The organism is Bradyrhizobium sp. 137, assembly GCF_023074095.1.
Classification (GTDB): domain Bacteria; phylum Pseudomonadota; class Alphaproteobacteria; order Rhizobiales; family Xanthobacteraceae; genus Bradyrhizobium.
The window spans coordinates 20531-44487 of the sequence record NZ_JADPKU010000042.1; the positions used below are offsets into that span (position 1 = coordinate 20531).

General features: G+C 64.4%; 23 protein-coding genes and 2 pseudogenes. 14 read left to right on the forward strand and 11 right to left on the reverse strand.

Going from position 1 to position 23957, the window contains the following annotated elements; translation table 11 throughout:
• Nucleotide 1 precedes the first annotated feature (1 nt).
• Together IVA78_RS07890 and IVA78_RS07895 are read left to right on the forward strand one after the other, a co-directional pair.
• Nucleotides 2–748: a VWA domain-containing protein gene (locus IVA78_RS07890; RefSeq protein ID WP_247275756.1), complete on the forward strand. Its 747-nt coding sequence runs from the start codon at nucleotides 2–4 to the stop codon at nucleotides 746–748.
• Between the two features lie 72 nt (nucleotides 749–820).
• Nucleotides 821–1546, forward strand: a complete 726-nt coding sequence (locus IVA78_RS07895; RefSeq protein WP_247275757.1) for a DnaJ domain-containing protein — start codon at nucleotides 821–823, stop codon at nucleotides 1544–1546.
• Between the two features lie 214 nt (nucleotides 1547–1760).
• Here IVA78_RS07895 and IVA78_RS07900 read toward each other — a convergent pair whose 3' ends face one another.
• Complete coding sequence (locus IVA78_RS07900) at nucleotides 1761–3593, reverse strand: D-alanyl-D-alanine carboxypeptidase (RefSeq protein WP_247275758.1); 1833 nt, start codon at nucleotides 3591–3593, stop codon at nucleotides 1761–1763.
• A gap of 387 nt (nucleotides 3594–3980) precedes the next feature.
• Between IVA78_RS07900 and IVA78_RS07905 the strand changes: the two genes are divergently transcribed.
• The gene (locus tag IVA78_RS07905; RefSeq protein WP_247275759.1) at nucleotides 3981–4319 is read left to right on the forward strand and encodes a phasin family protein; all 339 of its coding nucleotides are present in this window, start codon (nucleotides 3981–3983) and stop codon (nucleotides 4317–4319) included.
• A gap of 73 nt (nucleotides 4320–4392) precedes the next feature.
• Here IVA78_RS07905 and IVA78_RS07910 read toward each other — a convergent pair whose 3' ends face one another.
• The gene (locus tag IVA78_RS07910) at nucleotides 4393–6324 is read right to left on the reverse strand and encodes a pilus assembly protein (RefSeq protein ID WP_247275760.1); all 1932 of its coding nucleotides are present in this window, start codon (nucleotides 6322–6324) and stop codon (nucleotides 4393–4395) included.
• A gap of 488 nt (nucleotides 6325–6812) precedes the next feature.
• Here IVA78_RS07910 and clpS point away from each other — a divergent pair, with 488 nt between their 5' ends.
• Both clpS and clpA read left to right on the forward strand, forming a co-directional pair.
• A complete protein-coding gene (gene clpS, locus IVA78_RS07915; protein WP_164934959.1) occupies nucleotides 6813–7145 on the forward strand; it encodes an ATP-dependent Clp protease adapter ClpS in 333 nt (110 codons plus the stop codon).
• Nucleotides 7146–7435: 290 nt separating this feature from the next.
• Nucleotides 7436–9844 (forward strand): ATP-dependent Clp protease ATP-binding subunit ClpA, encoded by a 2409-nt coding sequence (gene clpA / locus IVA78_RS07920; RefSeq protein WP_247275761.1) that lies wholly within the window; start codon nucleotides 7436–7438, stop codon nucleotides 9842–9844.
• A 71-nt stretch (nucleotides 9845–9915) separates the two neighbouring features.
• Here clpA and IVA78_RS07925 read toward each other — a convergent pair whose 3' ends face one another.
• From IVA78_RS07925 to IVA78_RS07935, 3 genes are all read right to left on the reverse strand, one after another.
• On the reverse strand, nucleotides 9916–11337 hold the full coding sequence (locus tag IVA78_RS07925) for an MFS transporter (protein ID WP_247275762.1): 1422 nt from the start codon (nucleotides 11335–11337) through the stop codon (nucleotides 9916–9918).
• Nucleotides 11338–11508: 171 nt separating this feature from the next.
• Nucleotides 11509–11745: a hypothetical protein gene (locus IVA78_RS07930; RefSeq protein WP_247275763.1), complete on the reverse strand. Its 237-nt coding sequence runs from the start codon at nucleotides 11743–11745 to the stop codon at nucleotides 11509–11511.
• Nucleotides 11746–11845: 100 nt separating this feature from the next.
• On the reverse strand, nucleotides 11846–12802 hold the full coding sequence (locus IVA78_RS07935; protein ID WP_247275764.1) for a helix-turn-helix domain-containing protein: 957 nt from the start codon (nucleotides 12800–12802) through the stop codon (nucleotides 11846–11848).
• 196 nt (nucleotides 12803–12998) lie between these two features.
• On the opposite strand from IVA78_RS07935, the pseudogene IVA78_RS07940 reads away from it, so the two are divergent.
• Nucleotides 12999–14015 (forward strand): annotated as a pseudogene (locus tag IVA78_RS07940) (carbon-nitrogen hydrolase family protein).
• A gap of 27 nt (nucleotides 14016–14042) precedes the next feature.
• Nucleotides 14043–15065: a phenylacetaldoxime dehydratase family protein gene (locus IVA78_RS07945; protein ID WP_247464978.1), complete on the forward strand. Its 1023-nt coding sequence runs from the start codon at nucleotides 14043–14045 to the stop codon at nucleotides 15063–15065.
• A 19-nt stretch (nucleotides 15066–15084) separates the two neighbouring features.
• Here IVA78_RS07945 and IVA78_RS07950 read toward each other — a convergent pair whose 3' ends face one another.
• Nucleotides 15085–15723, reverse strand: a complete 639-nt coding sequence (locus IVA78_RS07950) for an HAD family hydrolase (protein WP_247275767.1) — start codon at nucleotides 15721–15723, stop codon at nucleotides 15085–15087.
• A gap of 89 nt (nucleotides 15724–15812) precedes the next feature.
• Between IVA78_RS07950 and IVA78_RS07955 the strand changes: the two genes are divergently transcribed.
• The 4 genes from IVA78_RS07955 to tsaA all read left to right on the forward strand — a co-directional run bounded on the left by IVA78_RS07955 (nucleotide 15813) and on the right by tsaA (nucleotide 18476).
• A complete protein-coding gene (locus tag IVA78_RS07955; protein WP_247420624.1) occupies nucleotides 15813–16766 on the forward strand; it encodes a lytic transglycosylase domain-containing protein in 954 nt (317 codons plus the stop codon).
• A gap of 98 nt (nucleotides 16767–16864) precedes the next feature.
• Nucleotides 16865–17605: an AzlC family ABC transporter permease gene (locus IVA78_RS07960; RefSeq protein ID WP_247275769.1), complete on the forward strand. Its 741-nt coding sequence runs from the start codon at nucleotides 16865–16867 to the stop codon at nucleotides 17603–17605.
• Nucleotides 17602–17952 carry an AzlD domain-containing protein gene (locus tag IVA78_RS07965; protein ID WP_247275770.1) on the forward strand — a complete coding sequence of 117 codons (351 nt, stop codon included), beginning with the start codon at nucleotides 17602–17604 and terminating at the stop codon, nucleotides 17950–17952. The genes IVA78_RS07960 and IVA78_RS07965 overlap by 4 nt, the downstream gene beginning before the upstream one ends.
• A gap of 32 nt (nucleotides 17953–17984) precedes the next feature.
• The gene (gene tsaA, locus IVA78_RS07970; RefSeq protein ID WP_247275771.1) at nucleotides 17985–18476 is read left to right on the forward strand and encodes a tRNA (N6-threonylcarbamoyladenosine(37)-N6)-methyltransferase TrmO; all 492 of its coding nucleotides are present in this window, start codon (nucleotides 17985–17987) and stop codon (nucleotides 18474–18476) included.
• A gap of 119 nt (nucleotides 18477–18595) precedes the next feature.
• Here the strand turns inward: tsaA and IVA78_RS07975 are convergent, their stop codons facing one another.
• From IVA78_RS07975 to IVA78_RS07990, 4 genes are all read right to left on the reverse strand, one after another.
• Nucleotides 18596–19024, reverse strand: coding sequence for an HIT family protein (locus IVA78_RS07975; protein WP_247275772.1), 429 nt, complete (start codon nucleotides 19022–19024; stop codon nucleotides 18596–18598).
• A gap of 50 nt (nucleotides 19025–19074) precedes the next feature.
• On the reverse strand, nucleotides 19075–20316 hold the full coding sequence (locus IVA78_RS07980) for a GNAT family N-acetyltransferase (RefSeq protein WP_247275786.1): 1242 nt from the start codon (nucleotides 20314–20316) through the stop codon (nucleotides 19075–19077).
• A gap of 202 nt (nucleotides 20317–20518) precedes the next feature.
• Nucleotides 20519–21265 carry a glycerophosphodiester phosphodiesterase gene (locus tag IVA78_RS07985; RefSeq protein WP_247464981.1) on the reverse strand — a complete coding sequence of 249 codons (747 nt, stop codon included), beginning with the start codon at nucleotides 21263–21265 and terminating at the stop codon, nucleotides 20519–20521.
• A 5-nt stretch (nucleotides 21266–21270) separates the two neighbouring features.
• Nucleotides 21271–21738: a RidA family protein gene (locus IVA78_RS07990; RefSeq protein ID WP_018321130.1), complete on the reverse strand. Its 468-nt coding sequence runs from the start codon at nucleotides 21736–21738 to the stop codon at nucleotides 21271–21273.
• 249 nt (nucleotides 21739–21987) lie between these two features.
• Between IVA78_RS07990 and IVA78_RS07995 the strand changes: the two genes are divergently transcribed.
• Together IVA78_RS07995 and IVA78_RS08000 are read left to right on the forward strand one after the other, a co-directional pair.
• On the forward strand, nucleotides 21988–22833 hold the full coding sequence (locus IVA78_RS07995) for a cell envelope integrity EipB family protein (RefSeq protein ID WP_247275774.1): 846 nt from the start codon (nucleotides 21988–21990) through the stop codon (nucleotides 22831–22833).
• Nucleotides 22834–23003: 170 nt separating this feature from the next.
• Nucleotides 23004–23405, forward strand: coding sequence for a RidA family protein (locus tag IVA78_RS08000; protein WP_091899125.1), 402 nt, complete (start codon nucleotides 23004–23006; stop codon nucleotides 23403–23405).
• A gap of 81 nt (nucleotides 23406–23486) precedes the next feature.
• Here IVA78_RS08000 and IVA78_RS08005 read toward each other — a convergent pair.
• Nucleotides 23487–23639 (reverse strand): annotated as a pseudogene (locus IVA78_RS08005) (ACT domain-containing protein); the annotation flags it as partial.
• 155 nt (nucleotides 23640–23794) lie between these two features.
• Here IVA78_RS08005 and IVA78_RS08010 point away from each other — a divergent pair.
• Nucleotides 23795–23950: a hypothetical protein gene (locus IVA78_RS08010; protein ID WP_247275775.1), complete on the forward strand. Its 156-nt coding sequence runs from the start codon at nucleotides 23795–23797 to the stop codon at nucleotides 23948–23950.
• Nucleotides 23951–23957: the final 7 nt, after the last annotated feature.

Below are 23957 nucleotides of genomic sequence, written 5' to 3' on the forward strand. Positions count from 1 at the left end.
GATGTCGGGCGACCCCATCAAACCGCGCGGCGATGCCGTCTCGACGAAAGCCGGCGGCGCAGTGCCGCAGGCCGGAACGTCCACCTCGGATGACATTGCCGCCTTTGTCGCCAAGGCGCGTGCGTTGTCACCGCATGCGCCCGGCGCGAGGGGGCGGCTGATCTTCGCGCTGGATGCGACGATGAGCCGGCAGCCGACCTGGGACATGGCCTGCGCGCTCCAAGCCGACATGTTTCGCGAGACTGCGGCGCTCGGCAGCCTCGACGTCCGGCTCGTCTACTATCGCGGCTTCAACGAATGCCGTGCGACGGCGTGGATCTCCGACAGCGCCAGGCTTGCGACGCTGATGAGCAAGATCGATTGCCGCGGCGGCGACACCCAGATCGGCAAGGTGCTGAGCGAGGCCCGGCGCGAGGCCGTCGCGTCCGGCGTGCGGGCCGTCGTCTTCGTTGGCGATGCCATGGAGGAGAACGCCGACGAACTCTGCGCCAGGGCCGGCGAGCTTGGCATGCTCAAGGTGCCGGTGTTTGTGTTTCAGGAAGGCCATGACGCCGTGGCCGAGCGGACCTTTCGCGAGATCGCGCGCCTGACCGGCGGTGCCTGGTGCCGGTTCGATCCTGGCGCGGCGGCGCAGTTGCGCGAGCTGTTGCGGGCGGCCGCGGCTTACGCCGCCGGCGGCCGTGAAGCGCTGCTGGAATTGGCGAAGAGCGCGAGCGCTGCGGCGAAGCTGATCGGCCAGATGAGGTAGCGATCAGGCTGGCGACCGGCTGCGGAAGCTGAACGCGATGCATTTTGCCGAGAGCGCGACTATATTCCGCCCATGACCCTGCTCGCCGGCGCTGTCGCCGTTATCACGCTTTATCTGCTGCTCCAGATGTTCCGCTCCGCCAATCCGGCGGTGCTGGCGCGCACCATCAAGCTCGGTGGCGGCGTGGTGGCGCTGGCGGTCGCAGCGTTCACGGGTCTGCGGGGAGAACTGGCGGTCGCGATTCCGCTCGGCATCTTCGGCGCCGGGCTGCTCGGCTGGACACCCTTGGCCAACGCCGGCTTCGGCAATGTCGGAGGGCTGTTCGGCGGCGGCGCGACGCGCGCCTCCGGACAGGCCTCGCGCGTGCGTTCGCAATTCCTCGACATGCGGCTCGACCACGACACCGGCCAGCTGACAGGCCGGATCGTTGCCGGACCTCATGCCGGGCGCGATCTCGGCGAGTTCGATCTTGCCGGCCTGCTGGCGATGGTGCCGGCGTTCGATGCCGAGAGTGTGGCCTTACTTGAAAGCTATCTGGACCGCCGGTTTCCCGCTTGGCGTCAGAACGCGCAGGGCGATGCGGCAGGGCGGCAGCGTCGCACGGCGGCGAGCGGCAAAATGACGGCGGAGGAGGCCTATCAGATCCTTGGCTTGCAGCCGGGCGCGGGGCGTGACGACATCAGCAGGGCTCACAAGTCCCTGATGAAGAAACTCCATCCCGACCAGGGGGGCTCGACGTATCTCGCTGCCCGTGTAAACGAGGCCAAGGATACTCTGCTTCGTACGCATAACGGCTAACTCCGGCACCACGCTACAAACGCCCGTACCGCGTGAGCTCCGCTTGCTCTGTCTGCCGTCGCCCCGATGCCCGCCATTGTCGGCGTGGTCGATCCCTTGAGGAAAGTTTTAACCGTAAATTGTTGACGAGAGGTTGTCGCGGAACAGCCTCGGCGTCACCCCAAAACGAAAATGCCCGCGCAAGGCGGGCATTTGCTTTGAGAGACTCGAGAGATCAGTTGCGCACGGTGATGCAGGAGATTTCGGCGCGCTTCAGGGTGCGGCAGACCGCTTCGGCCTGGTCGCGCTCGAGCCCGGCGAAGCGGGCACGGTAGAGCTTGCGATTGTCCTTGGCGACGACCGGCTCGGTGAACGGGTCGGCCTTGCTGAGCAGGCCGCGGGCCGAGCTGCGGGCGGCGTCGATGCGTTGCTGGGCTTCGCTCTCGCTCTCGAGCGCACCGACCTGGACGATCCAGCCGCTGTGGGTGACGACTGGCTTGGTCGTGGCGCTCATCTGGATTGGCCGCGGCGCCGGATCGGCGGAAGCAAGCTTCGGAGCGGCCGGGGCGGGAGCGGCGGCGGGTGCGGCTGGCAGCACGCCGAGGATGCCGTTGCCGGTGCCGAAGCCCGCCGGCTGCCGTGGCAGCTCGGTGCGGGCGATCTCGGACTTCGGCGCTTCCGGCTGGCTCGGGATTTCGGGCCTGTTGATGAGATCGGCCCGGGCGACGACGGCGCCGGACGTTTCCGGGACATCGGACCGGGACGGAATGGTGTTCGTGACCGGTGGCGACACCTGCGCCGGGGCAGCGGAGGCGACTTTCACGGCGCCGGCCTTGACCTGAACGGTCTTGACCCGGACCGGCTTCATCGGTTCGGACGAGCCGGGGATGATGGACAGCGGCTGGCTTGAGATCACGCCATTGGTGAGCGGCGCCGGCTCGATCTTGGCTTCAGCCGGGCGAACTTCAGGCTTGGCCTGAGCCGGCGGCATCGCGGCAGTCGCAGCCGCCAGCGTCGACAGACGCGCGGCAAGGCGGGACGAGGCGGCCTCGGGAGCAGGGGCCGCCGCGGCCTGGACCTGCGGGGCAGAGCGTGGAGCATCCGAGGCGTCGGCGACCTCGGCACTGGCGTCGGCGCCGTTGCGCTCGGTGACGGCGGCGACGGTGTGGGTGGTCGCGCCCTTCTCGAGATTCTCCGCGAGCAGATTGCGCATGATCGCGTCGCGGGAGCTGCCGCTGCGGCCGCCGAGCACAACGCCGATCAGATGGCGATTGCCGCGGCGCATCGAGGTGACGAGGTTGAAACCGGAAGCGCGGGTGTAGCCGGTCTTGATGCCGTCCACGCCCTCGACATTGCCGAGCAGGTGATTGTGGTTCCGGATCGACTGTCCGCGCCAGTTGAACGAGGCGGTCGCGAAGTAGCGATAGTAGCGCGGGAAGCGCTCCTGGATGGCGCGGCCGAGCGTGGCCTGGTCGCGTGCGGTCGTCACCTGCTCGTCGTTCGGCAGGCCCGAAGCGTTGCGATAGACGGTCTTGGACATGCCGAGCGCGCGTGCCTTGCGCGTCATCATCTGGGCGAAATCGCTCTCGTCGCCGCCGATCGTTTCTGCGATCACCACGGCGGCGTCATTGGCGGAACGCGTCACGAGGCCCTTGATCGCGTCCTCGACGCGGATGGTCTGGCCGGGGCGGAGGTTGAGCTTGGTCGGATCTTGGTCGGCGGCATGCTGCGACACCGGCATCTCGCTGTCGAGCTTCAGCTTGCCGGATTCGAGGCGCTCGAACAGCAAGTAGAGCGTCATGATCTTGGTGAGCGAGGCGGGGTGACGCAGTGCGTCGGGGCTGGTCGACTGGAGCACCGTGCCGGAATTGCCGTCGACAATGATGGACGCAAATTTTGAGCTGGAGCTCTCGGACACCTCGCGCTGCACCCGATGGTGCGCGTAATGGCGCCGGTGGCGCCGTGCTTCGGCAGCGTCGGTGGTGACGATGATTACGGTGGTGACCGTAAGAAGCCCGAAAACGCCAACCCGCGCCAAGCGCGAGGCAGACAAGTTGTTACGAAGCATGGAACCCCGTCCCCGTTTCTGACTTGATCACCGGCTCGTGAGGCAAAATTGTGCCCAATCGACCCGGGATCATTACCTGCTCAGGCTGTCCCTCCGCTGATGTTCACCGCGGGGGACGTTTGGACCTGAGCCGCTGTTCTGGCTAAGGTGATGTTCTCAAACGGCTTTGGCCGCCTGCGAAAGTGAACACGTCCAGGGAATCAGGGTAGGGGGCCGCGGTTTCCAAAAGCTTAAGGAACCCTTGCGGAAAACCCCGGGAATCTTCGCGATTTAAATCTGCTTTTGTGCGACGCACAAGATTCTTGACTTTTTTGTGCGCTGCACTAATTGTAGGCAAAGTCAGGGAGCCGGGGCTTCCCGACGAGAGCCAGGGAAAAGGATTCCGACATGTTCAAGGTTGAAGACTTTCAGAACTACGGGAAAGAGCAGTTCGAGCAGTGCGTCGCCTCCGCGACCTCCGTGCAGCACGGCCTTCAGGCGATCGCGAGCGCTTATGGCGACTACACCAAGAAGTCGTTCGAAGACACCAAGTCCTTCGTCGAAAAGCTCTCGGGCGTGAAGTCGCTGGACAAGGCGATGGAAGCGCAGACCGATTTCGCCCGTTCCGCCTACGAGACCTTCGTTGCGGAATCGCAGAAGATCGCCGGTCTCTACAGCGACCTCGCCAAGCAGGCGCTCAAGCCGGTCGAGACCATTGTGTCGAAGTTCACCCCGGCTGCGAACTGAGCTTTCCGGGACGTCTTGGAATCGAAAAGCCCGGCTGATCAGCCGGGCTTTTTTTGCCGGTGGGAAACGTTGATCACCTCGCCAGGCGCAGCTTGCTCAGCGCGGTTCCGATCGTATTGAAAATGGTCGCGATCTCGGTCGAGCTCTTGATCTCGTAGAACTTGTCCGGGCTGCTCGCGCAATATTTGAGGATGGCCGAAGTCGGGTCGCCGCTGGTGTTCACCTGGATTGCGTAAATCGTGTACATCGATGCGCCATTGGAATCCTTGGCGTTGTGCAGGTTGTCGCACAGGACTTGCTGTCGGGCGTCAATCGAGCCGGGGAAGGTGCTGTTGCCGTAGGTGGTGGTCTGATTGCTGCCGTTGCCATATGCCGGCCAGCGGTCCTCGGTATTGAGACCGTCAGACAACAGGATGATCACCCGATTGTAAGTGGTGTTGACGGTTCCAGTCTCTGCGGGCGCGTTCAGGGGATTGCCCTGCAGCAGAGATTGCCAGGCCCAAGCCAGGCCGACCGCCTGATTTGTGCCGCCGGTGGGTTGCATGGCGTTGACCGCCGTCTTCAATGCGCTCCAATTGTAGGTGAGCGGCATGATCGGCTTGAGCTGGGGCGAAGAGCTGTCGCTGCAATAGGCGGTGCTGTTTTCGAAATATTGGTTGGCCGGGAACAGCGTTGCGGTATTGGACGACGAAGGGGACGTACCGGTTGCGTCGTTGGGCTGGGTGCGATCAGCGATACAGCCCGTCCATGTGTTGATCGGGTTGGTGGATGCCTGCTGCCAATTGTTCTGAACGGTGGGGGTCGGGTTGCTGGCAGTCCATTTGTTGTTGGCGAAGCCGACGACGGCGCTCACCCGCGGCTGATTCAGGTTATGGGTGAGGTCGTTCGGCCCAGGCTGTGTCCAATCGTGGGTATAGAGCTGGCCGGTGCACGATTTTCCGTTGCCGCTGCCGGTGCAACTGCAACCGGAGACGCTGTTGCCCGAGGCATCGAGCGGGCAGCTGCAGCTTGAGCTGCCGGAGCAGAACGTTCCATTGCCCGCAGACTTGCTCTCCCAGCAGCCGTTGTACATGGTGTGGGAATTGGCGTCGACGCCCGGGCAGATGTAGCCGCTCGGGGGAACAACGTTGACGCCACTGACCGTGTATTTCGAGCTGTTGTTGGTCGCTCCGCTCGTGCAGTAGAAGCCGCCGCTGTTGTTTGACCAGGGGCAGCGCGCCCCGGGTCCCACTGCGTGCCAATTCATCGGAAGACTCGCCTGGTAATTCCCGACCACGTTCGCCGGCTGTGCGGTGGGCGGATTGAGCCAGTCCGTCCAGTCAATCCAGCTCTGGCCGTAATTGCTTGCTCCGACATTGACGGTTTTGGCAAAAGGAACGAGTGAAATGTAGACGTCGCCATCGTTCTTGCTGAGCGCGCTGAGCTGGTCGATCAGGCCGCCGCTTCCGGCCACTGCATTCCTCAATGCCGTCATTTTTCCGTTCTGAGCCATCGACCCCGTGTTGTCGAGCGCGAGCGCCACGCGCATCTTCGCGTTGCCCCAGGTTGCGGTCGACGTGGTATTGAAGCCGAGCGTCGGATAGCCGGCGATCTGCATGAACATGGAATCGATGTAGCTGGAGCCTTCCAGAAGGATCTTCGCTGCCGCGCTTGTGGTCGCCGCAGTGTAGGTTGCCGTTAGCTGAACCCTTGTCTTTGCTGCCGTGTCCGCGGCTTCGCTACCGGCGAACAGGCCCTTGAAATAGTCTGCCGCTTTCTGGCTGATCTGGGACTGGGAGATGGTACCGGCTGTCAGGTCCCTCGACAGCATCAGCGCGGTCGAATCCAGGGCGGCCTGCATTGACGATCGCGCGCGGGTGGCCCGGCTGTAATCGATCGCGGCACCGACGAAGGTCAGCACTGGGACGAGCGCGATGGCGAAGATCACCGCGATGTTGCCTTGCTCGGCCTTCCCGAAGCTGGCGAGCTGTCGACCAATGCGGCGGACAACGGGCAGGTGAAGCATGACGACCCCCGAAATCTGTGGTTTGCCCGATTTCGCCCCAGGCCCTTGAAGGGTCGGTAAATGGGACCGTAGAAAGCCGGAGATATCCCGTCGAAACCGTCGCAGTCGCGCTAACGGCCGGGTTCCTGGTCAACAGGTCCAAACAGTCACAGTGGAAATTTTTGTCAAATCGATCCGGATTGATTAACCTTGGTTTGGATCGCCGGGCCGGGAATCGGGACCGCCGCGGCCGCATCGGCCAAACCTTTGCACGCTTGCGGCGAGCCGGGGGCAGGGCCATATTGCTAGCGAACGATCCGGTTCGGACCGGACCGCTCGGAAGCGGCGATCCGGAAAGGCGGCGCGCTTGTGCGAGGCTCCGAGGTACTGAGCTGCGCCGCAGACCGTCATTCGCTTCCGCTTCCCTGGGGAATTTGAACGCCTGTGCCATGCCGCAACTGACTTCCAGACTGGACCTGCCAGCGGTCACCGCCGCCTCCGCTCCCCGGATGAGCAACGACGAAAACCGTTCGGGCGGCCCTTCCGGGCCGAACACGTCGGTCATTACAAAGGTCAAGCCGAAGACCAAACGGCCGAACCTGTATCGTGTGCTGATCCTCAACGATGACTACACGCCGATGGAATTCGTCGTCCATGTACTGGAGAAATTCTTCCAAAAGGACGTCGAGGCTGCGACCAAGATCATGCTGCACGTCCATCATCACGGCATCGGCGAGTGCGGCGTATTCACCTACGAGATTGCCGAGACCAAGGTGACGCAGGTGATGGACTTCGCCCGCAAGCACCAGCATCCGCTGCAATGCGTGATGGAAAAGAAGTAAGATGCCTCACGGCGCGCTTGAAGCCGGCTCTTGCGTAGTGGCGGTGTGATCGTCGCGCGAGGTCTGCGCGCGGCATCCGCTGCAGCCGGCAGAACTACGGAATTCTGTGCCGGCGCCGATCCCGCCCAAATCGGAACGGGTCTTGCATCGAAAATGCCGGCCTTGTGTGCAGCCGCCTGAGTCGCGGAACCGGTCTTTCGCCGCGCTCTTGTATAACTATATGTGAGAAAGGTTGTTGTTGCCTGACCGGGCGATGACGATCATGATGGTGGGGGCCATAGAGGACGCGAATGCCGACTTTTTCCCAAAGCCTTGAACAATCCCTGCATCGTGCACTGGCGATCGCAAACGAGCGTCATCACCAATACGCGACGCTCGAGCATCTATTGCTCTCTTTGATCGACGACTCCGATGCAGCCGCCGTCATGCGCGCCTGTAGCGTCGATCTCGACAAGCTCCGCACGAGTCTCGTCAACTATCTTGAGACCGAATTCGAGAACCTGGTGACGGATGGCGCCGACGACGCCAAGCCGACCGCCGGCTTCCAGCGCGTGATCCAGCGCGCGGTGATCCACGTGCAGTCGTCCGGTCGCGAAGAGGTGACCGGCGCCAACGTGCTGATCGCAATCTTCGCCGAGCGCGAGAGCCATGCCGCGTATTTCCTGCAGGAGCAGGACATGACGCGCTATGACGCGGTCAACTACATCAGCCACGGCATCGCCAAGCGGCCAGGCGTCTCCGAAGCGCGGCCCGTGCGCGGCGTCGACGAGGAGACGGAGGCCAAGGGCAACGAGGACGCCAAGAAGAAGGGCGAGGCGCTCGAGACCTATTGCGTCAACCTCAACAAGAAGGCCCGCGACGGCAAGATCGACCCGGTGATCGGACGCAATTCCGAGATCAACCGCGCGATCCAGGTGCTGTGCCGCCGGCAGAAGAACAACCCGCTGTTCGTCGGCGAAGCCGGCGTCGGCAAGACCGCGATCGCGGAAGGCCTCGCCAAGCGCATCGTCGACAGCGAGGTGCCGGAGGTGCTGGCGGCCGCGACGGTGTTCTCGCTCGACATGGGCACGCTGCTCGCCGGCACGCGTTATCGCGGCGACTTCGAAGAGCGCCTGAAGCAGGTGCTGAAGGAGCTCGAGGCGCACCCCAACGCCATCCTGTTCATCGACGAGATCCACACCGTGATCGGTGCGGGTGCGACGTCGGGCGGGGCGATGGACGCATCGAACCTGCTCAAGCCGGCGCTGGCCTCGGGCACCATCCGCTGCATGGGCTCGACCACCTACAAGGAATACCGTCAGCACTTCGAGAAGGACCGTGCGCTGGTGCGGCGCTTCCAGAAGATCGACATCAACGAGCCGACGGTCGAGGATGCGATCGCGATCCTCAAGGGCCTCAAGCCGTATTTCGAGGACTACCACCGGCTGAAATACACCAACGAGGCGATCGAGGCCGCCGTCCAGCTCTCCTCGCGCTACATCCACGACCGCAAGCTGCCGGACAAGGCGATCGACGTGATCGACGAATCCGGTGCGGCACAGATGCTGGTCTCCGAGAACAAGCGCAAGAAGACCATCGGCATCAAGGAGATCGAGACCACGATCGCCTCGATGGCGCGGATTCCTCCGAAGAGCGTGTCGAAGGACGATGCCGAGGTGCTCAAGCATCTCGAGCAGACCTTAAAGCGCACCGTTTTCGGCCAGGATAGGGCAATCGAGTCGCTCGCCGCTTCGATCAAGCTGGCGCGTGCTGGCCTGCGCGAGCCGGAGAAGCCGATCGGCTGCTACCTGTTCTCGGGTCCGACCGGCGTCGGCAAGACCGAGGTCGCAAAGCAGCTCGCGGCGACGCTCGGCGTCGAGCTGCTGCGCTTCGACATGTCGGAGTACATGGAGCGGCACACCGTGTCGCGCCTGATCGGCGCGCCTCCCGGCTATGTCGGCTTTGACCAGGGCGGCCTGCTCACCGACGGCGTCGACCAGCATCCGCATTGCGTGGTGCTGCTGGACGAGATCGAGAAGGCGCATCCCGATCTCTACAACGTGCTGCTCCAGATCATGGATCACGGCCGGCTTACCGACCACAACGGCAAGCAGGTCAATTTCCGCAACGTGATCCTGATCATGACCACGAATGCGGGCGCGGCGGATCTCGCCAAGCAGGCGTTCGGCTTCACCCGTTCGAAGCGGGAAGGCGACGACCACGAGGCGATTAACCGGCAGTTCGCGCCGGAATTCCGCAACCGCCTCGATGCCATCGTCTCGTTCAGCCATCTCAGCGTCGAGGTGATCGGCACCGTCGTCGAGAAGTTCGTGCTTCAGCTCGAGGCGCAGCTTGGCGATCGCGACGTCACCATCGAGCTGTCCGAGCCGGCCAAGACCTGGCTGGTCCAGCACGGTTACGACGAGCAGATGGGTGCACGTCCCATGGCCCGCGTGATCCAGGAGCACATCAAGAAGCCGCTGGCGGACGAGGTGCTGTTCGGCAAGCTCAAGGGCGGCGGCCATGTTCGTGTCGTTCTCGTCAAGGACGAGGCCGACGAGACCAAGGAGAAGATCGGCTTCGAGTTCGTTGAGGGCCCGGTCACGCCGAAGCAGGAGAAGCTGCCCGGCGCCCGCAAGCGTCCGCCAGGCAAGTCCAAGCCGGGCGGTCCCGGCGGCTCCAAGGGGCCGACCTCGAAAGGGCCACTGGTCAAAGTCTGATTTGCACGCGATGAGTTGAAAAGGCCGGCTGAAAAGCCGGTCTTTTTGTTGCTCGCATCACCGTAGCGGCGTCATTCACCCCGCAGGCGCTGGTCGTCCTGCACGCGAACGTGCTCGGCGCCGCGCGCGCCCGGGGGCGACAGTCGCAGCATGCTCAGCACCGCGCCGCAGAGTGCAAAGCCGACACCGGCGAGGAGCGCCAGCCGGGTTCCTTCGACCGGATAGCGGCCGAGGAACAGCGCCACCAGTGCCGCGCCGGTGGTCTGGCCGAGCAGGCGGGCCGTTCCCAGCATGCCGCTGGCGCCGCCGGCGCGCTCGCGCGGGGCGGCCGCGATCATGGTGCGGTTGTTGGGGGTCTGGAACAGGCCGAAGCCGGCGCCGGCCAGCGCCATGCGCCAGATCACGTCGAACGGCGCGGGCGTTGCAGGCAGCAAGGCGAGCGCGCCGAGGCCGCAGGCGAACAGCGTGAGCCCGATACCACCGAGCAGGCCGGCGGGATAATGCTCGACAAGGCGGCCAGCGAGGGGCGCGGCGAAAACCACCGCGATCGGCCAGGGCGTGATCAAGAGGCCCATGTGCACGGCGGAATAGCCGAAGCGGCTCTGCAGATAAAAGGGGATCGCGACGAAGGCCAGCATCTGTCCGCAGAACGATGCGATCGAGGTCGCAATCGACAGCGCGAACACCGGGATGCGCAACAGATCGATCGGCAACAGCGGCGAGGTCATGTGGGTTTCGCGATAGATCAGCAGCGCGCCGGCGACGATGGCGATGGCGAACTGCACGAGGCAGGTGACCGCCGCCTCGCCATGGCCGACGCTGTCGACGGCGGCGATGCCGACGCCGAACGTGATCGCGGAGAGCCCCGCGCTCTGCCAATCGAAGGAACGGCTTGCGGGCCTGGTGTGCGGCAGGCTGCGCAAGCCGATCAGCAATGTCACCGCACCGAGCGGGAGGTTGATGGCGAACAGCCAGGGCCAGCTTCCGATCGCGAGAATCCCGGCGGCGAGCGTCGGGCCAACCGCGGCCGAGAAGGCGACCACGAGCGCGTTGAGCCCGATGCCGCGGCCGAGCTGGCTGCGCGGATAGGTGAAGCGCACCAGCGCCGCGTTGACGCTCATGATTCCGGCCGCGCCAAAGCCCTGGATGATGCGCGCGATTGTCAGGAGCGGCAGCGTGTGTGCCAGCGCGCACAACGCGGATGCGAGCGTGAACAGTGCGAGCCCGACCAGATAGACGCGACGATAGCCGACGATCTCGCCAAGCGAAGCCAGCGGCAGCAGCGAGATCGTGATCGCGAGCTGGTAACCGTTGACGATCCAGATCGAGAAGGCCGGGCTCGCATCGAGGTCGGCCGCGATCGTCGGCAGCGCCACATTGGCGATGGCGCTGTCGACCACCGCCATGATGATGCCAAGCGCAATGGTCAGCACCGCCTGGCTGCGCTGCGGCTGCGGCAGGCCGTCGGCATGCTCGATCGGGGCGGATGACATGATGGAGGCGCGGTTGATTCGAGCCGTGATTCATCTCCGAATAGGAAATTGCCGGATCGACAGCAACCCGTCAGGACACGGACAGTTCCCCTGCCGGGAGCCGGGCTTCCGCCATGAAAAGAAAGGAGTCGGGAGCGCTTTCGCGAGAGCCCGGCATGGCTTGGCAATGCCCTAGTCGTGCCGCAGCATGTCAGCGAAGGCCGCGTCGGCAACGCGCGGGTCGATCGCTTTCGCCTCGGGCTGGATTTCGATCGTCGTTGCGGACGAGGAGAAGCAGGCGAGCTGGTAGTCACCCGGCTGCCGCGGCAGGAGCGTCAACCCCCAGCCTACCAGGACGAGCAGCGCGAGCCGGATGGCGATCACACCAAGCAATAGCTCCGTTCCGCTTATGGTGGCGTCGGTCCTCATGCGTGCCAGCTTGAGGCAGGTCAGCAGGCAAGACAATTTGGAATTGGCGAGCGCTGCCTTCGCTCGAAGCGAAGGCTCGAGGTGATCGCTGACTGGACTGTCAGTGCCGCGACTGGCTCTGCCGGAAGTCGCGCGGCGACATGCCGAAATGGTCGCGGAAGACGCGGCCGAAATGCGAGAGGTCGTTGAAGCCCCAGGCGAAGGCGATCTCGCTAATGTGGCGATGGGCGAGCACGGGCGAGGCGAGGTCGCGCCTGCATTGGGCGAGGCGTTCGGCGAGGACATGGCGCTGGAACGAGGTGTCCTCGTCGGCGAGGAGATCGTTGACATAGCGCGGCGAGATGCCGAGCGCGGCCGCGGCCTCCGCGAGCGAGAGGTCGGGATCAGCAAGATGCGCGCGGATGTGCGCCTTTAGCCGGTAGAGCAGGGCGGAGCGATGGGTCGAGGACGGCAGCGACGTCTTGCCGAGCCGCTCGCCGAGCGCCATCGCAAGGAGATCGACCGCCTGCTCCGACAGTGCGGCCGCGTTGTTTGGAGCAAGTTGGTCCGCGCTCTGGCAGAGCCTGACAATGAAATCATAGGCGAGCCGTTCGAGCGGCACATCGGCGCCGAACGCAATCGCGGTCAGTGCCTCGGTGCCGCCGAGCCGGCGCTGCAGCATCTCACGCGGCACCTTGAAGATGGTCTGCGTGAAGCTGTCGTTGAACTTCAGCTCATACGGCCGCGTGGTGTCATACAGCGCGAATTCGCCGGGATGGATCACGGTCTCGCGGCCATCCTGCACCACGCCGCCGTTCCCGCGATTGCCGAGCGCGACCAGGACGAAATCCTGATCAGAGCGCGCGATGCGCGAGGGCGTGCGGAAGACATGCTGGCGGTCGGAGCAGACCTCGGAGCACACGGCCCTGCCGAGCGAAGCCTGCGTGACCGAGCCGTGAAAGGCGCTACCAACGTCCGACTTGCAGTCGAGCCCGACGAAGACGTCGCAGACAATGTCCTGCCAGAGGGCCAGCCGCCGGTAGCCGGGGCTGCCGTCCGTCGTGAACTGGATTGGCATCTGAGGAGCCTCCCTTTCACACCCTGCAAAAATCGCCTGTTGGCGGATCCAGCCTGCCCGGAGGCAAATCCCGTACCGGTTGGCGGGCGCGTCCAGTCGAGTTTTTGTTCCGCCCTGGTCGAGCGCCCGGCCGTCCGGCTTGGCCAAATAGACTGCATCGGACGTGGCTTCCGATCAACCGGCGATGGAGGCGGGAATGGGCATCGAACATCCGAAATACAAGGTGGCAGTGGTACAGGCGGCGCCGGCCTGGCTCGACCTCGACGCCTCGATCGCCAAGTCGATCGCGTTGATCACGGAGGCCGCGGAAAAGGGCGCCAAGCTGGTCGCCTTTCCTGAGGCGTTCATCCCCGGTTACCCCTAGCATATCTGGATGGACTCGCCGGCATGGGCGATCGGCCGCGGCTTCGTGCAGCGCTATTTCGACAATTCACTGTCCTATGACAGCCCGCAGGCTGAAAAGCTGCGCGAGGCCGTGCGCAAGGCAAAGCTCACCGCCGTGATCGGCCTGTCCGAGCGCGACGGCGGCAGCCTCTATCTGGCGCAATGGCTGATCGGGCCCGGCGGCGAGACCATCGCAAAGCGCCGCAAGCTGCGGCCGACCCATGCCGAGCGCACCGTCTATGGCGAGGGCGACGGCAGCGACCTTGCCGTGCATGCGAGAGCCGACATCGGCCGCCTCGGCGCACTGTGCTGCTGGGAGCATCTCCAGCCGCTGTCGAAATACGCGATGTACGCCCAGAACGAGCAGGTGCATGTCGCCGCCTGGCCGAGCTTCTCGCTCTACGATCCCTTCGCGCCGGCGCTCGGCGCCGAGGTCAACAATGCGGCTTCGCGCGTTTACGCGGTGGAAGGCTCCTGCTTCGTGCTCGCGCCTTGCGCGACGGTGTCGCAAGGAATGATCGACGAGCTTTGCGACCGGCCCGACAAGCATGCTCTGCTGCATGCCGGCGGCGGCTTTGCCGCGATCTATGGCCCCGACGGCAGCCAGATCGGCGAGAAGCTGGCGCCGGACCAGGAGGGTCTCCTGATTGCCGAGATCGACCTCGGCGCCATCGGTGTTGCAAAGAACGCCGCCGATCCCGCCGGGCATTATTCGCGGCCCGACGTGACGCGGCTCCTGCTCAACAACAAGCCGTACAAGCGGGTCGAGCAGTTTGCGCTGCCGGTCGATATGGTCGAGCCCACGGACATCGCCGCCGCGGCGAGCTGATCGCCGGGACCACGGGAAAGCATGATCATGGAATCCGCAATTCCTCTGCATCTCGAAACCCAGCGCACGCGCCACAAGCGCGTGCCGGACGACTACCAGCCGCCATATCCGTCGTTCGTGGCGCGCTACAAGCCAGCCGTGAACCGCGTCGTGATGGCCTATCTCGGTGTCCAGTATCGCGGTGTGGCACCGGCGGCGACGGACGCTTTGACAGAAATTGCGGAGCTCTTCGCTGCAGAGAACGGTCCGTCCCACTGGGACCGCGCGCATTATGTCGACCAGTTCGGCCATGAGAACGTTGTCTCCGTCGGTTATTGGGACGACGTCGCACGCTTCGATGCCTGGTTCGCACCTGCGCGAGAGGCGTGGACCGGAAGTCAGCGAGACGATATCGGCACCTTCATCGAGGTGCTGCGACCCATTGTGGCGCGGCACGAGACGCTGTTCTCCTCGCCTGACCGGCCCGAAGGTGTCGCCGCAATCGCCGCCGACATGAGCGGCGAGGTGCAGGAGCACGCGTATTGGGGCGGCATGCGTGATCGCATTCCGCTGTCCCAAACGGATGCGATGACGCCAGGCGGCGCACCGGAGCTGATCCGCGCTGGCGCGCGGCTGCGCGTCGTGGCGCACGACAATCTCTGCCTGATCCGCTCTGGGCAGGACTGGAGCGATACCGAGACGTCCGAGCGCAAGCTCTATCTCGACGACGTCGAGCCGGTGCTGCGCCAGGGCATGGATTTCCTGCGCGACGACGGCCTTGGCATCGGCTGTTACGCCCATCGCTACATGCGGATGCTCGCGGCTGATGGCAGCGTCAGCGAAAAGTCCTATGGCCAGAGCTGGTGGAAGAGTCTCGCTGCGCTCGAACGCTGGGCGGAGTCGCATCCGACCCACCTCAAGATTTTCGGCGCCGCGATGAAATATCTGTCGACGCTCGGGCCGTCAGCCAAGTTGCGGCTCTATCACGAAGTCACGGTGGCTGCCGCCGACGAGCAGTTCTTCGAATATCTGAACTGTCATCCGAAGACGGGCATGCTGGCGGCGGTGTAGGCCGTCCGCGCCTGATCGGCTAGGTCACGCAGTGGCGGAGCAGCTCGGGATGTGCGGCGCAGATGTGATGAGCGCCGGCGTCGAGCAGCTCGGCCTCGCTGCCGTAGCCGTAGAGCACGCCGATGGCGGTTATGCCGTTGGCGCGGGCGCCGACCACGTCATGGCTGCGATCGCCGATCATGACCGCGTGCTGCGGATCAACCCTGGCTTCCTCGAGCGCGTAGCGGAGCAGGTCGCGCTTGTCGACGCGCGTGCCGTCGAGCTCGGAGCCGAACACGCGCTCGAAATAGGGCTTCAGGGCGAAATGATCGACGATGCGCGTGGCGTAGACGGCAGGCTTGCTGGTTGCCACGAACATGCGCTGACGTGTCGCTGCGAGCCTCGACAATGTGTCCGTAATTCCGCTGTAAGCCTCATTCTCGAACAGGCCGATGTCGCTGAAGCGCTCGCGATAGAGCAGGAGCGCACGGTCAGCGAGTTCATCGGTCCCGGTGAGCTTCTTGAGGCTGGCATGCAGCGGTGGGCCGATGCACCAGGTCAGTTCGTCCTCGCTCGGCACCGAAACGCCGAGCCGTTCCAGCGCGTACTGGATCGAGCGGGTGATCCCGGGCTTTGGGTTGGTCAGTGTGCCGTCGAGATCAAAAAAGATTGTCACCATCAGGGCGCGACCTGCATTGATATTGCTGCTCGTTGCTAGAGGGCTGGGGTTCCAAGTCAAGGTCTGAATTGTCCCATAGCGGCAATGCCATGCGAATAGCTCGGATCATCGCTGTCTTGTGCCAGACCCTCGTGCTGTCGCCGGCGCTGGCGGAGGAGGCGCCTGGGCCCGTCGTGTCACCGAATGCCCAGGAACCAGAGAAACCGGCGGAGAAACCGAAAGATGCCCGCGAGAGCGACACGCGGGAGTCGCTCTGCCTGATCATCGAGGCGGCCGCGCGCCAGGCCAATCTGCCGCTGGAGTTCTTCGCCCGCGTGATCTGGCAGGAGAGCCGCTTCCAGTCCGACGCCGTCGGACCGGTGACCCGCAACGGCGAACGCGCGCAGGGCATCGCACAGTTCATGCCAGGCACCGCCGGCGAGCGCGGGCTGCTTGATCCCTTCAATCCGGTGCAGGCGCTGCCCAAGTCGGCCGAATTCCTCAATGAGCTGCGCAACCAGTTCGGCAATCTCGGCCTCGCGGCTGCCGCCTACAACGCCGGCCCGCGGCGGGTGCAGGAATGGCTCGCGGGCACCGGTTCAATGCCGGAGCAGACCCGCAACTACGTTCTCGCCATTACCGGTGCGACAGTGGAGACGTGGGCCAAGGCCGGCGCGACCGGAAGCGGCCCGCCGAGCGCGCCGCCGACGGGCTGCCGCGATCTCATGGCGTTGCTCAAGCGCGCTCCCAATCCGTTCGTGGCCGAACTCGAGCAGCATGTCGAGCTTGCCGCCGCAAAGGTCTGGGGCGTACAGCTCGCCGCTGGCTTCGACCGCAATAGGGCGCTGGCGATGTATTCCCGCGCGGTCACGCGGCTGAGCACCGTGATCGGTGATCGCGATCCGAGCTTGCTGTCTTCCGTGATGCGCAGCCGCGGCACGCGCGCCTTCTATCAAGTGCGCATCGGCGCCGACACGCGCAGCGAAGCGGATGATCTGTGCAACCGCATCCGCAAGGCGGGCGGTGCGTGCTTTGTGCTGAAGAACCGCGGTGTGAGCGGGTAGGGGATGCGCGCATGCCAGCCCCGCCGCGGGCTTCCTTGACGCGAGCCGCTGCGTCGCCCGTTATGCAGGCACGATTCCTCTCCTCGGCCAAAGCTTCCGTGGCGCTTCCTCCGCTTGATTCATCTCAATGGCAAAGCCCCTTGCGCGCATTTGCGTGGGGGCTGCGTTCGATTACGCAGACCATCCTCACCATCGTGCTGTTCGTGACCTATCTCGGCATCGGCGCGCTCGCCCACGACACCCATTTCAGCCTGCTCTGGGCGCTTTGCTCGACATTGTTCGTCTGGGCCGGTCCCGCGCAGATCATCCTGATCACCACGCTCGGCTCGGGCGCGACCGTCATCCAATCCGCGCTCGCGGTGACCGTCAGCGCGATCCGTCTGTTTCCGATGGTGGTCTCGGTGCTACCGCTGATGCGCACACGGACGACCAAGCGACGCGAGTTGGTCTTCGCCGCGCATCTCACGGCCGTGACGCTGTGGGTCGAGTGCCATCGCTTCCTACCGCTTGTGCCGCGCGAGCGGCGCATCGCCTTCGTTCACGGGCTCGGCTGCGGCCTTGTGTCGGTGTGCCTCTGTGCCAACACGGTCGGCTATTTCCTCGCCGCCAACCTGACGCAGACGCTTGGAGCTGCGATCCTGTTGCTGACGCCGCTGTCGTTCCTGTTCTCGACTGCGCGCAACAGCCGCGAGATCGCCGATGTCGTCGCGCTCGTGCTCGGCATATTGCTCTATCCGCTGGCCGCGAATATGAACTCCGGCGTGGACATCCTCGTCAGCGGCGTGGTGGCCGGTACGATCGCCTATGGCGTGCATTGGTGGCGGGCGGTGCGCGCATGAGCTTTTCGCACCTCATTGGCGACTGGCACGCGCTCGCCGTTCTGTTCGTCGCCGGCGTCGTTCCAAACCAGATATGGCGCATGCTGGGCCTGTGGTTCGGCGGCGGCATCGACGAGGGCTCCGAGCTGCTGGTCTGGGTGCGGGCAGTCGCCACCGCGATCCTGGCCGGCGTCATCGCCCAGATCGTGGTCGAGCCGCCGGGCGCGCTTGCCAGCGTCCCCGGTGCCTTACGCTATGGCGCGGTCGGGGCCGGGCTCGTCGTCTTCCTGCTGACCCGTCGCTCGATCTTTGCCGGCGTGGTCACGGGCGAAGTCTTCATGCTGGCCGGCAAGTGGTGGTTGGGCTAAAACCACCGGCGAACAGCAAGGAAACAGGAAATATGGTTCGCGAACAGGAGCTCCGCGAGGGCGAGGTCGCCATCGAGCTGCCACCGACGCAAGATGCCGGTCTCGTCTTCATCGGGCGCATCCGCACCCCCTGGACGTCGCGGCTGGAGACGCCGCGGCAAGGGCGGCATGACGGCCCGGTCTGCCGGCTTGAGATCTTCGAGCCGTTCGTGCCGGCGATCAAGGGCGTCGACTTCTACAGCAATCTCGAAGTGCTGTACTGGCTCGACAAGTCGCGCCGCGATATCATCCTGCAAAGCCCGAAGAATAACGAGAAAACCCGCGGCACGTTTTCGCTGCGCTCGCCGGTGAGGCCCAATCCGATCGGCACCTCGGTCGTGAAGCTGGTCGGCATCGAAGGCAATGCGATCCTGGTGCGCGGGCTCGATTGCCTCGACAACACGCCACTGATCGACATCAAGCCGGACCGTTGCGAGTTCACGCCGTTGGCGGCGCCGCAAGCGGGAGATTTCGAAACGGAGTGAGGGGCGCACTGTGACCCCTTCGTCATTGCGAGCGAAGCGAAGCAATCCAGGCTGCTTCCGCAGAGACAGTCTGGATTGCTTCGTCGCAAGGGCTCCTCGCAATGACGATGTGGAAAGACCTACGCCGCTTGCAGCGCCGCGATCAGCTTGGACGCGTGCTCTTCCAGCACCTTGGCGTCTTCCTTGCGGCTGGCGGGCGGCAGCATCGCGACGCCGTCGTGGCGCGGCATCACGTGCATGTGCAAGTGAAACACCACCTGTCCGCCGGCGGGCTCGTTGAACTGCTGCACCGTGATGCCGTCGGCGTTGAATGCCCTCATCGCGGCCACCGCGATCTTGTGCGCGCCGCGGGCGACATGGGCGAAGTCGTCAGGCTTGATGTCGAGGATGTTGCGGGCAGGGGCCTTCGGGATCACCAGCGTGTGGCCTGGCACGCGCGGCATGATGTCGAGGAAGGCGAAGACGTGCTCGTCCTCGTACACCTTGTAGCAGGGCAGCTCGCCGCGCAGGATCTTTGCGAAGATGTTGTTGGTGTCGTAGGCGGTCATTGGTGGGTCCTCGAGATTTTGCGCTTACTGTCACCAGCCACGGCAAACCGTCAAGACGCCTCGTCGGCCCCTTTGCGGAACGGGCCGAGTTCGGCGAGCTCACGTCCGGCTTCCGCAACATAAGCGCGCTCGCGCTTAAGATAGTCGTCGATGGCGCGCCGCAGGCCCGGGTCGGCAATGAAGTGCGCGGAATAGGTCGTCGTCGGCAGGTAGCCGCGTGCGATCTTGTGCTCGCCCTGCGCGCCGGCCTCGACGTGCCGGAGGCCGCGCTTGATGGCGAAATCAATCGCCTGATAGTAGCAGACCTCGAAATGCAGGAACGGGTGATGCTCGACCGCGCCCCAGTTGCGGCCGAACAGCGTGTCCGAGCCGATGAAGTTAATCGCGCCCGCGATCCAACGATTGTTGCGGCGGGCCATTACCAGCAGCACGTCCTCGCTCATGGTCTCGCCGATCAGCGAGAAGAACTCGCGCGTCAGATATGGCCGGCCCCATTTGCGCGACCCGGTCTCCATGTAAAATTCGAAAAATGCGTCCCAGGCATCCTCGGTGATGTCCTTGCCCGTCAGCCAGTGGATGGTGATGCCGGCGGCGAGCGCATCGCGTCGCTCGCGCTTGATCGACTTGCGGTGGCGCGAGTTCAGCGTCGCCAGGAAGTCGTCGAAACTCGCAAACCCCTCATTGTGCCAGTGGAACTGCTGATCGGTACGCTGAAGGAAGCCGTGCCTGGCGAGTAGCTTCCACTCGGCCTCGCGCGCGAAGGTGACGTGCACCGAAGAGGCCTTGCTGACCCCGCACAGCGCCACCAGCCCGCTCGCCAGGGCCTCGGTGATCTGCTCGCGGTCGACACCGTCGCGGACCAGCAGGCGCGGCCCCGTTGCCGGGGTGAAGGGAACCGAGACCTGGAGCTTCGGATAGTACCGCCCGCCGGCACGCTCATAGGCATCCGCCCAGCCGCGGTCGAAAACGTATTCGCCCTGCGAGTGCGATTTCAGATAACAGGGCACGATTCCCGCGACGCGGCCGTCGAGCTTGGCCACGAGATGCCGCGGTCCCCAGCCGGTGCGGATCGTCGCCGAACCCGATTTCTCGACGGCGGAGAGAAATGCGTGTGAGACGAACGGGTTATAGGCCGAGCTTAAGAGGCCGGCGGAATCGCCTGGAAAAGCGGATGAGGTTCCCTTGCCATGCCCATTACAAGCTTTGCCGGGATTGGCGCAGGCGTCCCAATCCTCCGGTGTCACTTCGCCAATCGAAGGTACGGCCTCGAGCGTGATTTCCGATGATGCCATCATGCCCAAGATCGTGCATTGCAGCAGCGACTTCAAGAGGTCGGGAACGCGCTCGCATGCCTGACGCAGCGCAGCGCTCTTCTAACGGTGCGCTTGCAGAGCGGGGCCCACGGGCAGCGCGTTCGCGGCGGGATGGTCCCGGCTCTGCGCCGCAACGCTAAAGGCGTCGCGGCTTGTCCGGGACACGAGAGGTGCCGTGCCCTTACGGCACAAACCCTTCAAAGATCATCTGGTCCGCATATCGCCCGACCCGCGTCCGCTGCTGCGGCGTGCGCACGGTCCAGCCGAGCAGGGCGCAGCCGAACAGGTTGCGAGCAAGCCAAGGGGCGGGGGCGGGGAGATCGTCGACTCTGAAAGCGACGAAGTGGGGCTGGGTCTGGAAGCCGTGGCGGAGGTACAGCATGCTGTCGCGCTGCTCCTGCGTGAGCTTGGCCCAGTACTCGTCCTCATAGGTCCGCTGCGCGACGATGCCGCGCGGACGGGAGGGCAGCAGCTCGCGCAGCGCCAGCACCTGGTCAGGATCGAAGGACATACCGACGGCGGGACCGTCATAGGACGCCAGCACTTCGACCATCCGCTTCACCAGCTTGCGGTCGCCGCCAAAATGGCTCTTCAGCTCGATCACCAGCGGTACCCGGCCGGCGACCACGGCGCAGAGGTCGCCGAGCGACATCATCCGCTCCGGTGTGTCGTTGAACTTGACGGATTTCAGCTCGGCGGCGGTCTTGTCGATCACCTCTCCGGTCGCTTCGGTGAGGCGGCCGAGCGCATGGTCGTGATGCACCATGGCCTCGCCGTCGGCGGAGAGTTGAATATCGACCTCGACCGAAAAATTGCCTGCGATCGCGGCCTGCACCGCGCCTGGCATGTTTTCCACGATGCCCCGTGAAATGTTATGCAGGCCGCGATGGGCGACCGGCCGGGCTGTCAGCCAATCCGGAGCGCGCATTCGCGTCAGGCGACCTCGAACACGCCATCGACCTCGACCGCGGCGTCCGCGGGCAGCGAGGCGACCCCGACGGTGGTGCGGGCATGACGGCCCTTGTCACCGAAGGCCGCGACCATCAGGTCGGAGGCGCCGTTCAGCACCTTGGGCCCGTCCAGGAAGTCAGGCGCCGAGTTGATGAAGCCGCCGAGGCGGACCACGCGCACCACCTTGTCGAGATCGCCGAGGGCCGCCTTGACCTGGGCCAGCAGGTTCACTGCGCAGCCGCGAGCGGCCGCAGCGCCGTCTTCGATCGAGACCCCGGCACCCAGCTTGCCCTTGGCAATCAGCTTGCCGGCCGGGTCGAAGCAGACCTGGCCGGAGACGAACAGCAAATTGCCGGTGCGCACGAACGGCACGTAATTGGCAACGGGGGTGGGGGCCTCGTGCAGCTTGATGCCCTGTTCCGCCAGTTTCTGCTCGACCGTGCCCGCCATGTCTCGACCTCGATGTCCAGGATTCCATTCGTCCCCGGCACGTCTGTGGGAGGCCGGGCGCGCCCTGTTTCGCCCATCGTGCCGCCACATGCAAGCAACTGGAGGGGGATGTACTTTGTTGAGGCAGGGGAGCAGGTTCAACGCGGGCGGGGCAACTTTACGTGAAACGGCCTCAGTTGCGACGCAATGGAACGGTCATTAAAATGTCGAATCTGCGCTTCCCCAAGGACGCGTCCTCAAGGAACAGACATGGTGCACCTTTTCCGGATTTCGCTCGGTGTAATGGCGCTCGCGGCGGCCATTGTCGGCTTTGGCGGTGGCGCCCAGGCCGCCAACGGTCCGTTCCTCGCGCACCAGGCGCTTTATGACCTCAGCCTCGTGAAATCGCGCTCCAACTCGGTGAACAGTGCGCGCGGCCGCATCCTCTACAATTTCACGGGCAACGCTTGCGAGGGCTACACCTCCGAATTCCGCCAGGTCTCCGAGCTCGACAGCGGCGAGGGCAAGGTCACGCTGAGCGACCTCCGCTCCAATTCCTGGGAGGACGCCGCCGGAAAAAGCTACCACTTCAAGATCGAGACGCGCATGAACGAGGCGGATGCCGGCCGTGTCGACGGCTCGGCCGAGCGCGACGGTGACCACATCAACGTCAAGCTGAAGCTGCCGGCGCCGAAGACATTCACCCTCGACGGCAAGATCGTATTCCCGACCGAGCAGATCCAGCGCATCATCGCCGCCGCCAAGGAGGGCAAGTCGCTGCTAGAGCTCTCCGTCTATGACGGCTCCGACGACGGCCAGAAGGTCTACAACACGCTCACCGTGATCGGCCAGCCGATCCCCGCCGACCGTGCTACCTCGTCCGATCCGTCGACCTCCGACGAGCATATGAAAGCGCTGAAGCGCTGGCCCGTCACCGTCAGTTATTTCGATCGCGACGCCCAGCAGAAGGAAGGCGAGCAGACGCCGGTCTACGCGATGGCGTTCGAGCTCTACGAAAACGGCGTCTCGCGCCAGCTCGTGCTCGACTACAACGATTTCGTGATTTCGGGCGCGATGGGCAAGTTCGACGTGAAGGACAGCAAGCCCTGTAATTGAGGGCGTGGTCTCCTCCGTGTCATCGCAAGCGCAGCGAAGCAATCCAGACTGTTTCCACGGTGGCAGTCTGGGTTGTTTCGTCGCAAAAGCTCCTCGCAATGACTGGGCTGGTCCTCGGCGTCCTCTCCGGCTAGGCTCCTCCCAACCATAAACTTCGGGAGGCCAGCACCATGCCCAAGCTCGACCATCTCCGCCCCAGCGGCCTGCATCACAATCCGGCTTATTCCCACGTCGTGACGGCGACCGGTGCGCGCACCATCTACATCTCCGGCCAGGTGTCGGTGGACGAGGAGGGGCGGATCGTCGGCGAGGGCGATATTGCCGCGCAGACGACGCAGGTGATGCAGAATCTCGGCCACGCGCTGAAGGCGGCGGGGGCGAGCTACGCCAACATCGTCAAGATCACGACCTTCGTCGTGAACTACAAGCCGGAGCTGCGCCCCATCATCGGCAAGGCCCGCTCCGTCTTCTTCGAAGGCATGGAGCCGCCGGCCTCTACGCTCGTCGGCGTCTCCGCGCTGGCCGCGCCGGAGTGGCTGATCGAGATCGAAGCGGTGGCAGTCGCGGATTGAGGTGACTGGTAGGATGGTTAGAGCGGAGCGAAACCCATCGCCCTTGTTGTGCGGATGGAGCTTGATGGGTGTCGCTTCGCTCTACCTATCCGACTTGCCTTTGGCCATCTCTTGCAAAACAGCCATCGTCTCGTTGGCTCGGTCCGCCGGCACGAAGAGGTGATCGTGATGGAAGGCCGAAACCGCATTCACGTTGATCCCCGCTTCGGCAAGACGCGCCGTGATTGCCGCCAGAGTCGGCGACAGAGGCTGTGGGAGCAATGGTCAACATACCTTTGTATATCTCCTCTAATCCTTCTCATGCGCTGAGCTTACACTGGTAGAATTGAGCGACGGCGGGAGATTCTTACAATTTGAGTCCACTCGGGTCACTGCGGGGAGAGGCTCAAATGAACGTTGTCATTCGAAAGCTCAACGGCCTGTGGCACCTCATCGTCGGGTCTTGTCAGATCCGAACGCCGTTCGTGGAAACTCAGGATCGGCAATTGGTAGTTCAGTATGCCCGGCGCGCCTATCCGGGTGCACGGATATTTGAACGCGACTGAGTTGAGC